At 61.7% G+C, this 10,090-nt stretch carries 10 protein-coding genes; 8 read left to right on the top strand and 2 right to left on the bottom strand.

The annotated features are described in order from the left end of the window. Positions 1-325 precede the first annotated feature (325 nt). From ACE04F_RS20055 to ACE04F_RS20025, 7 genes are all read left to right on the top strand, one after another. Positions 326-1,240, top strand: coding sequence for a glutamate/aspartate ABC transporter substrate-binding protein (locus ACE04F_RS20055; RefSeq protein ID WP_486109374.1), 915 nt, complete (start codon positions 326-328; stop codon positions 1,238-1,240). 187 nt (positions 1,241-1,427) lie between these two features. Then, a complete protein-coding gene (locus ACE04F_RS20050) occupies positions 1,428-2,174 on the top strand; it encodes an amino acid ABC transporter permease (protein WP_434569610.1) in 747 nt (248 codons plus the stop codon). Beyond that, positions 2,174-2,845, top strand: coding sequence for an amino acid ABC transporter permease (locus ACE04F_RS20045; protein WP_014339892.1), 672 nt, complete (start codon positions 2,174-2,176; stop codon positions 2,843-2,845). The genes ACE04F_RS20050 and ACE04F_RS20045 overlap by 1 nt, the downstream gene beginning before the upstream one ends. Then, a complete protein-coding gene (locus ACE04F_RS20040; RefSeq protein ID WP_018614195.1) occupies positions 2,842-3,576 on the top strand; it encodes an amino acid ABC transporter ATP-binding protein in 735 nt (244 codons plus the stop codon). The genes ACE04F_RS20045 and ACE04F_RS20040 overlap by 4 nt, the downstream gene beginning before the upstream one ends. A gap of 174 nt (positions 3,577-3,750) precedes the next feature. Next, entirely contained in the window at positions 3,751-5,652 is a 1,902-nt protein-coding gene (aauS, locus tag ACE04F_RS20035; protein WP_486109371.1) for a two-component sensor histidine kinase AauS, read from the top strand. Further along, positions 5,649-6,977 (top strand): two-component response regulator AauR, encoded by a 1,329-nt coding sequence (gene aauR / locus ACE04F_RS20030; RefSeq protein WP_486109369.1) that lies wholly within the window; start codon positions 5,649-5,651, stop codon positions 6,975-6,977. Before aauS ends, aauR begins: the two co-directional genes overlap by 4 nt. Positions 6,978-7,002: 25 nt before the next feature. Then, positions 7,003-7,332, top strand: coding sequence for a GlpM family protein (locus ACE04F_RS20025; RefSeq protein WP_486109432.1), 330 nt, complete (start codon positions 7,003-7,005; stop codon positions 7,330-7,332). A 9-nt stretch (positions 7,333-7,341) separates the two neighbouring features. On the opposite strand, the gene ACE04F_RS20020 is transcribed toward ACE04F_RS20025, so the two are convergent. Then, entirely contained in the window at positions 7,342-7,956 is a 615-nt protein-coding gene (locus ACE04F_RS20020; RefSeq protein ID WP_486109367.1) for an NAD(P)-dependent oxidoreductase, read from the bottom strand. Between the two features lie 199 nt (positions 7,957-8,155). Continuing rightward, positions 8,156-9,034, bottom strand: coding sequence for an MBL fold metallo-hydrolase (locus ACE04F_RS20015; RefSeq protein ID WP_486109365.1), 879 nt, complete (start codon positions 9,032-9,034; stop codon positions 8,156-8,158). 112 nt (positions 9,035-9,146) lie between these two features. On the opposite strand from ACE04F_RS20015, the gene ACE04F_RS20010 reads away from it, so the two are divergent. Continuing rightward, complete coding sequence (locus ACE04F_RS20010; RefSeq protein WP_486109363.1) at positions 9,147-10,052, top strand: LysR family transcriptional regulator; 906 nt, start codon at positions 9,147-9,149, stop codon at positions 10,050-10,052. Positions 10,053-10,090 lie beyond the last annotated feature (38 nt).

Raw genomic sequence — 10,090 nt, 5'->3', positions numbered from 1 at the left:
TGGTAGAACTGAGAGGCCGCCTTCGCGAGCAGGCTCGCTCTCACAGGGGAGTTTATGAGCTCTCAAGTTATTCGGTTTTCCGAACACGACCCGACAGTCAGTTCGGCTAACCGGATAAACAACCGGCAAAAAAAGCTGAAACAAAACATTAATTTCCTTTAAAAACATGGTGTTAGCTAGATGCCACTGGCCTGGCACGAGTCATGCTCTACACTCGTGGAGACGAACGCCTGTACGCCAACACAACAGGAGCTGCCAGGCATTCGAAGCACTCAGGGCCGGTGAACCGGCCGAATACAAAAAAAACAATGTCGAGGAAACATCGATGCGCATCGTTCCCCATCTCCTGGGCGCAGCCGTTGCTGCCGCTCTGATCAGCACTCCGGTCTTCGCCGCCGAACTGACCGGCACGCTGAAAAAGATCAAAGAGTCCGGCGTCGTTACGCTCGGCCACCGCGACGCCTCCATTCCGTTTTCCTATATCGCGGACGCTACCGGCAAGCCCGTAGGCTACTCCCACGACATCCAGCTGAAAGTCGTCGAAGCGCTGAAAAAAGAGCTGGATGTGCCGAACCTGCAGGTCAAGTACAACCTGGTCACCTCGCAAACCCGTATCCCGCTGGTGCAGAACGGCACCGTGGACCTGGAATGTGGCTCCACCACCAACAACGTCGAGCGCCAGCAGCAAGTCGCCTTCTCCGTTGGCATCTTCGAGATCGGCACCAAGCTGCTGTCCAAGAAAGACTCCAAGTACAAGGATTTCGACGATCTCAAGGGCAAGAACGTCGTGACCACCGCCGGCACCACGTCCGAGCGCCTGCTCAAGGCCATGAACGCCGACAAGCAGATGGGCATGAACGTCATCTCCGCCAAGGACCACGGCGAATCCTTCCAGATGCTGGAATCGGGTCGTGCCGTCGCGTTCATGATGGACGACGCGCTGCTGGCCGGCGAAGCCGCCAAGGCCAAGAAAGCGACTGACTGGGAAGTAACCGGTACTCCACAGTCGTACGAAATCTACGGCTGCATGGTGCGCAAGGGCGACGAGCCGTTCAAAAAGGTTGTCGATGACGCCATCAAGGCCACCTACGCGTCGGGCGAGATCAACAAGATCTACGAAAAATGGTTCATGCAACCGATTCCGCCAAAAGGCCTGAACCTCAACTTCCCGATGAGCGACGAACTCAAGAAACTGATCGCAGAACCGACCGACAAAGCGGCTGACGAAAAGAAATCCTGATTTCTGACTAACCTTACCTCCTGGAAGGGCCTGCCCTTCCAGGAGTGTGTCATTCCCTGCTGGCATCCAAGGAACCACTCGAACGGTGCGGTCGAGCCGTCGATGTGTGCCCGATTATCAAGATTGGGCGGGAAAGGACTTCCCCCTGCAGATATTTGTACATCGATCGATCTGAGGGGAGACCCTGATGAATTACAACTGGGACTGGGGCGTGTTCTTCAAGTCCACCGGCGTGGGCAGCGAGATCTATCTCGACTGGTACGTGGCCGGCCTGGGCTGGACCATAGCCATCGCCGTCGTCGCCTGGATCATTGCCCTGCTGCTGGGCTCGATCCTGGGTGTGATGCGCACCGTGCCGAACCGGCTGGTGTCGGGCATCGCGACTTGCTACGTGGAACTCTTTCGTAATGTGCCGCTGCTGGTGCAGCTGTTCATCTGGTACTTCCTGGTGCCGGACCTGCTGCCCGCCGACATGCAGGAGTGGTACAAGCAGGACCTCAACCCGACCACCTCGGCCTACCTGAGTGTCGTCGTCTGCCTGGGCCTGTTCACTGCCGCACGGGTTTGCGAGCAGGTGCGCACCGGCATCCAGGCGCTGCCCCGCGGCCAGGAAGCCGCCGCCCGCGCCATGGGTTTCAAGCTGCCGCAGATCTACTGGAACGTGCTGCTGCCCCAGGCCTACCGGATCATCATTCCGCCGCTTACCTCGGAATTCCTCAACGTCTTCAAGAACTCCTCCGTGGCCTCGCTGATCGGCCTGATGGAGCTGCTCGCGCAGACCAAGCAGACCGCCGAATTCTCGGCCAACCTGTTTGAAGCCTTTACCCTGGCGACCCTGATCTACTTCACCCTGAACATGAGCCTGATGCTGCTGATGCGCATGGTCGAGAAGAAAGTCGCGGTGCCCGGCCTGATCTCCGTGGGGGGTAAATAATGGAATTCGACTTCACAGGCATCATCCCGGCCATTCCCGGTTTGTGGAACGGCATGGTGATGACCCTCAAGCTGATGGCCCTGGGCGTCGTCGGCGGGATCATCCTGGGGACGATCCTGGCGCTGATGCGCCTGTCCCACAACAAGCTGGTCTCCAACATCGCCGGCGCCTACGTCAACTATTTCCGCTCGATCCCGTTGCTGCTGGTCATCACCTGGTTCTACCTGGCGGTGCCGTTCGTGCTGCGCTGGATCACTGGCGAAGACACGCCGATCGGCGCGTTCGGCTCTTGCGTCGTGGCGTTCATGATGTTCGAGGCGGCGTACTTCTGCGAAATCGTCCGGGCCGGCGTGCAGTCGATCCCCAAGGGTCAGATGGGCGCGGCACAAGCACTGGGCATGAATTATGGCCAGGTCATGCGCCTGATCATCCTGCCTCAGGCGTTTCGCAAGATGACCCCGCTGTTGCTGCAACAGAGCATCATCCTGTTTCAGGACACCTCGCTGGTTTACACCGTCGGCCTGGTGGACTTCCTCAATGCTTCGCGGGCCAATGGCGACATCATCGGCCGCTCCAATGAGTTCCTGATCATCGCAGGTCTCGTGTACTTCACAATCAGCTTTGCCGCCTCGCTGCTGGTCAAGCGTCTGCAAAAAAGGTTCGCCGTATGATCTCTATCAAGAACATCAACAAGTGGTATGGGGACTTCCAGGTACTGACCAATTGCAGCACCGAGGTCAGCAAGGGTGAGGTTGTGGTGGTGTGCGGGCCGTCGGGTTCGGGCAAGTCCACGCTGATCAAGTGCGTCAACGCCCTGGAGCCGTTCCAGAAAGGCGACATCGTCGTTGATGGCACCTCCATTGCCGACCCGAAGACCAACCTGCCGAAACTGCGTTCGCGGGTGGGCATGGTGTTCCAGCACTTCGAATTGTTCCCGCACCTGACCATCACCGAAAACCTGACCATCGCGCAGATCAAGGTGCTCGGCCGCAGCAAGGAAGAAGCGACCAAAAAAGGCCTGCAATTGCTTGAGCGCGTCGGCCTTTCCGCCCACGCCCACAAGCACCCGGGCCAGCTCTCCGGCGGCCAGCAACAGCGCGTCGCGATTGCCCGTGCGCTGGCGATGGACCCGGTGGTGATGCTGTTCGACGAACCGACCTCGGCCCTCGACCCGGAAATGGTCAACGAAGTACTCGACGTGATGGTGCAACTGGCCCACGAAGGCATGACCATGATGTGCGTGACCCACGAAATGGGCTTCGCCCGCAAAGTGGCGAACCGGGTGATCTTCATGGACCAGGGCCAGATCATCGAGGATTGCCCGAAGGAAGAGTTCTTCGGCGACATCAGCGCCCGCTCCGAACGCGCGCAGCATTTCCTTGAGAAAATTCTGCAGCACTAAAAAGAACATTTGCTGAAGCTCCCACGATCCCTGTGGGAGCGAGCCTGCTCGCGAATGAGGCCATGACAGTCAACCTCATGCTGAATGTCAATCCGCATTCGCGAGCAGGCTCGCTCCCACAAGGGACTGCGGTGATCTTTGAGTAAGTGATGTGGTTGACCCAAGGCTTCTGTGATGAAATGCGACCCCACCCTCTATCGCGCCGCGCCGCCATCACTCGCCGTGAAACCCCGCCTGATCCGCCACCTGTTCCTGCCGCCACTGGTCATTGCCCTGATGATCGGCCTGGGTTACCTCGGCTTCTGGATCAGCGAGCACTACGGCATCCGCGGCCTGGCCGAGAATGGCGAGCGCCAGCTGGAGCTGCATGCCCGTGCGGTGGAAAGCGAAATCAGCAAATACACCTACTTGCCCAGCCTGCTGGAGCTTGAATCCAGCGTCTCGAAACTGCTCGACGACCCGACACCCGAACACCGCAAGACCGTCAACGAATACCTCGAAGGTCTGAACCGGCGCAGCCGTAGCCGGGCCATCTATGTCATGGACACCACCGGCCGGGTGATGGCCACCAGCAACTGGCGCGACGTCGACAGTTACCTGGGCGAAGACCTGTCATTCCGCGCCTACTTCCAGAACGCCGTGCGCGGCCAGCCGGGGCGCTTCTATGGCATTGGCAGCACCAGCGGCGAACCCGGCTACTACCTCGCCCATGGGCTGGAAGAAAGGGGCAAGATCATCGGCGTGGCCGTGGTCAAGGTGCGTCTCGAAGCCATGGAGGAGCGCTGGCAGCGAGCACGCCTGGAAGCCTTCGTCAGCGATGAGAACGGCATCATCATCCTCTCCAGCGATCCGGCGCGACGGCTCAAGTCGGTACGGCCGCTGAGCGACGAAACCAAGGAACGCCTGGCCCGCAGCCTGCAATATTACTGGTTCCCGCTGAACGAACTGATCCCCCTGGCCCGCGAGCAACTGGCCGAAGGCATGGAGAAGCTGACCTTCCCGGCCAATACCGAAATCGCCGCCGACCAGCAGGCCACCAGCTACCTCTCGCAGACCCGGCCGTTGAGCGACACACCGTGGAATTTCACCTTGCTCACCCCGCTTGAAGACCTGCGCCGCCAAGCGATCAACCAGGGCATCCTGGTGGCCGTGGCGTTTGCCCTGGTGGCCTTCCTGCTGATCGCCTGGAACGAGCGGCGCAAGGTGATTGCCACCCGCCTCGCCGCCCGCGAAGCGTTGCAGGAAGCCAACAACCAGCTCGAACGTCGGATTACCGAACGCACCACCGACCTGCGGGCCAGCAACGAGCGGCTCAAAGGCCAGATCCGCGAACGCCGGCAAGCCGAAGAGACCCTGCGCCGCGCCCAGGACGAACTGGTTCAGGCCGGCAAGCTGGCGGCCATCGGCCAGATGTCCACCAGCATCGCCCATGAACTCAACCAGCCGCTGGCCGCGTTGCGCACGTTGTCCGGCAACACGGTGCGCTTCCTCGAGCGCGGCCAACTGGATATTGCCAGCGCCAACCTCAGGACCATCAACGACCTGATCGACCGCATGGGCCGGATCACCGCCAGCCTGCGTGCCTTTGCCCGGCGCGGTGACGACAAGGGCCGCGCCAGCCTGGGCAAGGCCGTCGAGGCCGCGCTGCAATTGCTCGGGGCGCGTCTGGAAAAACTTGGCGTCCAGACACAGACAGCTTTCGAAGACGTCCAGCTGCAAATCGACCAGACGCGCCTGGAGCAGATTCTGGTGAACCTGATTGGCAACGCCCTGGACGCGATGCAAGTCCAACCCGAGCCAAGACTGTCGCTGGCCGGCGAGATCAGCGATGGCAAATACCGCCTGCGGGTGCGCGATAACGGCCACGGCATCGATCCACAGGCACGCAAGCATCTGTTCGAACCTTTCTTCACCACCAAGCCCGGCGAACAAGGCCTGGGCCTCGGCCTGACGCTTTCGGCGAGCCTGTGCGCCGCAGCGGGCGGACATCTGGGTGTCGAGCACCCGGACGACGGTGGCACCACGTTTATCCTCAGTTTACCGTTGGTAAGCCTTTCACCTGCCGAGCCGCTATGAACAACGACCTGAGCGTTCTGATCGTCGAAGACGACCCCCATGTCCTGTTGGGTTGCCAGCAGGCCCTGACCCTGGAAGACATTCCCTGCGTGGGCGTGGGCAGCGCGGAGGAGGCCCTGGAACGGGTTGGCGATGATTTTGCCGGCATCGTCATCAGTGACATCCGACTGCCGGGCATCGATGGGCTGGAACTGTTGACCCGGCTCAAGGCCCGCGACCGCAGCCTGCCAGTGGTGTTGATCACCGGCCACGGCGACATCTCCATGGCCGTCGGCGCCATGCAGAAAGGCGCCTACGACTTCATGGAAAAACCGTTTTCTCCCGAACGCCTGGTGGACGTCGCCCGCCGCGCCCTGGAGCAACGCAGCCTGGCTCGGGAGGTTTCATCGCTGCGCAGGAAACTGGCCGAACGCGATTCGCTGGAAGGCCGGATCATTGGCCGCTCGCCGGCCATGCAGCATTTGCGCGCGCTGATCGCCAACGTCGCCGACACCTCGGCCAACGTATTGATCGAGGGCGAAACCGGCACCGGCAAGGAGCTGGTCGCCCGCTGCCTGCACGATTTCAGCCGGCGCCACGACAAACAGTTCGTCGCGCTGAACTGCGGGGGGCTCCCGGAGAATCTGTTCGAAAGCGAGATTTTCGGGCACGAGGCCAACGCCTTCACGGGTGCGGGTAAACGCCGGATCGGCAAGATCGAGCACGCCGATGGCGGCACGCTGTTTCTCGATGAAGTGGAAAGCATGCCCCTGCCCTTGCAGATCAAGCTGCTGCGGGTGTTGCAGGAACGCACCCTGGAGCGCCTGGGTTCGAACCAGAGCGTGGCCGTGGATTGTCGCGTGATCGCCGCCACCAAGTCCGACCTCGACGAAATGGGCCGGGCCGGGCAGTTCCGCAGCGACCTGTATTACCGCCTCAACGTGGTCACCCTGGAACTGCCGCCCCTGCGCGAACGGCGCGAGGACATCCTGCAACTGTTCGAGCATTTCCTCCAGCAATCGTCCCTGCGCTTCGACCGCACGGTGCCGGAGCTGGACAACCAGACCCTGTCGAACCTGATGAGCCATGACTGGCCAGGCAACGTACGTGAACTGCGCAACGTCGCCGAGCGTTATGCCCTGGGCCTGCCGGCTTTCAAGAAGTCCGGCGCCAGCGCGGGCAGCCAGGGCCTGGCTTTCGCCGAAGCAGTGGAAGCCTTCGAGCGCAACCTGCTGGTGGACGCCTTGCAACGCAGCGGCGGCAACCTGACCCAGGCCAGCCAGGAACTGGGCATGGCCAAGACCACGCTGTTCGACAAAGTCAAAAAATATGGCTTGAGCCACTGACCGGGGACGCAAACCTGTGGATCTGATTTTCAAGGCGGCGCTTGGCGCGGCCGTAGTGGTCATCCTGGCGATGCTCGCCAAGACCAGGAATTATTACATCGCCGGGCTGGTGCCGCTGTTTCCGACGTTCGCCCTGATCGCCCACTACATCGTCGGCAAGGGCCGCTCGGTGGACGACCTGAAGACCACCATCGTGTTCGGCATGTGGTCGATCATTCCGTACTTCGTCTATCTTGCGACGCTGTACGTGATGGTCAACCGCATGCGCCTCGAAGCCTCATTGGCCGTAGCAGCCGTCGCCTGGCTGATGGCGGCGACGCTGCTGGTCAGCGTCTGGGTGCGGCTTCACGGCTGATCCCCGCGATCAATAGCCGACGGTAAACCGCGTCCGTGAAAACTGCGGCTTTTCGACTTCATCGATCATCGCGATGGCGTAGTCGGCGAAGCTGATCCAACTGCGTCCGGCCTGGTCGAACAACAGGTGATCCTTGCCGACACGGAACTGCCCGGTGCGCTCGGTTTCGACGAACTCCGCCGAGGGCGAGAGGAAGGTCCAATCCAGGTCCTGTTCCTTGCGCAACACGTCGAGGAACAATGCACCGGCACTGGCTTCGGCCAGGTATTCCTCAGGGAAGCCCTCGCTGTCGATCACACGGCTGTCATCCGGCAGCAACAACGAACCGGCACCGCCCACCACCAGCAACCGCTTGACCCCGGCGGCCTTCACCGGTGCGATGACCTTATCGGCCGGCACGGTGGCAAAGTGCGCGGCGCTGATTACCACGTCATGGCCGGTGACTGCTGCGGTCAACGCCTCGCTGTCCAGTACGTCCAGTTGCTTGCTGACCACACCGGCCCGCTCGCCGATCTTGGTCGTATTGCGGGCAATGGCTGTCACGCTGTGACCGCGTCGCAGGGCCTCTTCCAACAGCTGGCTGCCGGCCCGGCCGGTGGCGCCGATGATTGCGATTTTGCTCATGGTCTTCTCCAGTGATTAGCGATATTGAAATACATGCTCTTGTGGCGAGGGAGCTTGCTCCCGCTCGGCTGCGAAGCAGTCGCAGAAATGGCTCATGCGGTGTGCCAGGTACAACTCATTTGCTGGTATGGGGGCTGCTGCGCAGCCCAGCGGGAGCAAGCTCCCTCGCCACGAAGGCGTCCGGAACAAAGGTGGGTGTTCACCACTTCATCTCGCCCTTCGCGACCTTGGCGCTGAGTTCCAGGGAGCTGTCCTCCCCCAGCTTGGGATAGCGTAGTTTCATCGCGGCGATCAGCGCGGCGGAATCCTCGGCCTTGACGGTCTCCTCGTCGAAGGCCTTGATGTAGTCGGCGGTGAAGCGCACCGGCGCCAGGGAGCGGGCACTTTCACCCAGGTAATGGCCGGGGATCACCGTGGCCGGTTGCAGTTTTTCAATGCCCGCCAGCGTCGCCAGCCAGTCCTTGTGGGATTGCGGCGTTTGGGTATCGGCCATCCAGACGTGAATGTTTTCCGCCACCACCGCGCCGCCAACCACTGCCTTGATCGAGGGGATCCAGACAAAGCTGCGGTCCGGTTGCGGGCCGTCGAGGCCGATGATCTGCAAGCGCTTGCCCTCCAGCGTCAGGCTGTCGCCCTGGAGTACCTGGGGCACGAGCGTCTTGGCCGGTGCATCGGCCTTCAGGATCGGCCCCCAGTATTTCAATTTGCCGTCGGCGGTGTGCTGGATGTGCTCGACGGTCGCTGCCGACGCGAGCACCTTGGCTTCAGGGAACGCTGCGGTCAGGGTTTCGAGGCCGAAATAGTAGTCCGGATCGCCGTGGCTGATGTAGATCGTGGTCAGCCGTTTGCCGCTGGCGCGGATTTTCTCCACGACCTGCTCGGCCTGGGTTTTGCCGAACTGGGCGTCCACCAGGATTGCCTCCTTGTCACCGCTGACCAGAACCGAAGTCACCGGAAAAATCGCCGCGGCGCCGGGGTTATAGACATCGAGCGTCAAGTCGGCCGCCCAGGCCTGGGCGGTGAAGGCCAATGCGGCGGTCGCCAGCAGCAGGCGTTTGATTGGGGTGAATCCGGTCATGTTGTGCTCCGTCGTCCAAGGGTCCGCAAGGGAATGGACAGAGCTTAGTTGCCTGACTCGTTACAAAAAATGCGATGCTGGGACATAGTTTGTTTCTAAAAGCGGGCAGATCATGGATCGTCTACAAGCAATGCGGGTGTTCGTAACCGTGGTGGACCTGGGCAGCCAATCGGCGGCGGCCGAGCATCTGGACCTGTCGCGTCCGGTGGTGTCGCGCTACCTGGCGGAACTTGAAGACTGGGTTGGCGCCCGGCTGATGCACCGCACCACACGCAAACTGAGCCTGACGGCCGCCGGCACAGAGATTCTGCCGCGCTGCCGACAGATGCTCGAACTGTCTGGCGACATTCAAGCCGCCGTGAGCACGCCGGAAGACGCGCCCCGGGGCATGCTGCGCATCACCGCCAGCCCGTCGTTCGGCCAGGCCCAGTTGGCGTCGGCCATGGCCGAGTTCGTCAAGCGCTACCCGGGCGTAAGCGTCGACCTGCAGATGCTCGATCGCACGGTGAATCTGGTGGACGAGCGCATCGACCTGGCGATCCGCATGAGCAACGATCTCGATCCCAACCTGATCGCCCGGCGCCTCACGGTGTGCCGCTCGGTGATCTGCGCCTCGCCCCGCTACCTGGGCGAGCAGCCGACACCGCAACGGGTGGAGGACTTGCGCCGGCACAACTGCTTGACCCATTCCTACGTCGGCAAGAGCTTGTGGCATTTCGAGCAGGACGGCGAACAGATCGCGGTGCCGGTGCAGGGCAACATCAGCGCCAACGAAGCCAGCACGCTGCTCCAGGCAACAATCGCCGGCGCCGGCGTGGCGATGCTGCCCAGCTACCAGGCCGGGCCTTATCTGCGCAGCGGTGAACTGGTGCGCCTGCTGGCCCACGCCGAACCACGGCTGATGAACATGTATGCGGTGTATGCATCGCGCAAGCACATGTCCTCGGCGCTGCGTTGCCTGGTGGATTTTCTGGTGCTGCAGTTTCCCGAGACGCCCGGGTGGGATGACGGGCTATAAGCCCTGTGGGGGCCTATGGGAGCGGGGGGGGGGGGGGG

The sequence above is a fragment of the Pseudomonas sp. AGC41 genome (genome assembly GCF_057334555.1).
The sequence above is the reverse complement of the archived record's forward strand: the minus strand, read 5'-3'. Positions and strand labels throughout refer to the sequence as shown.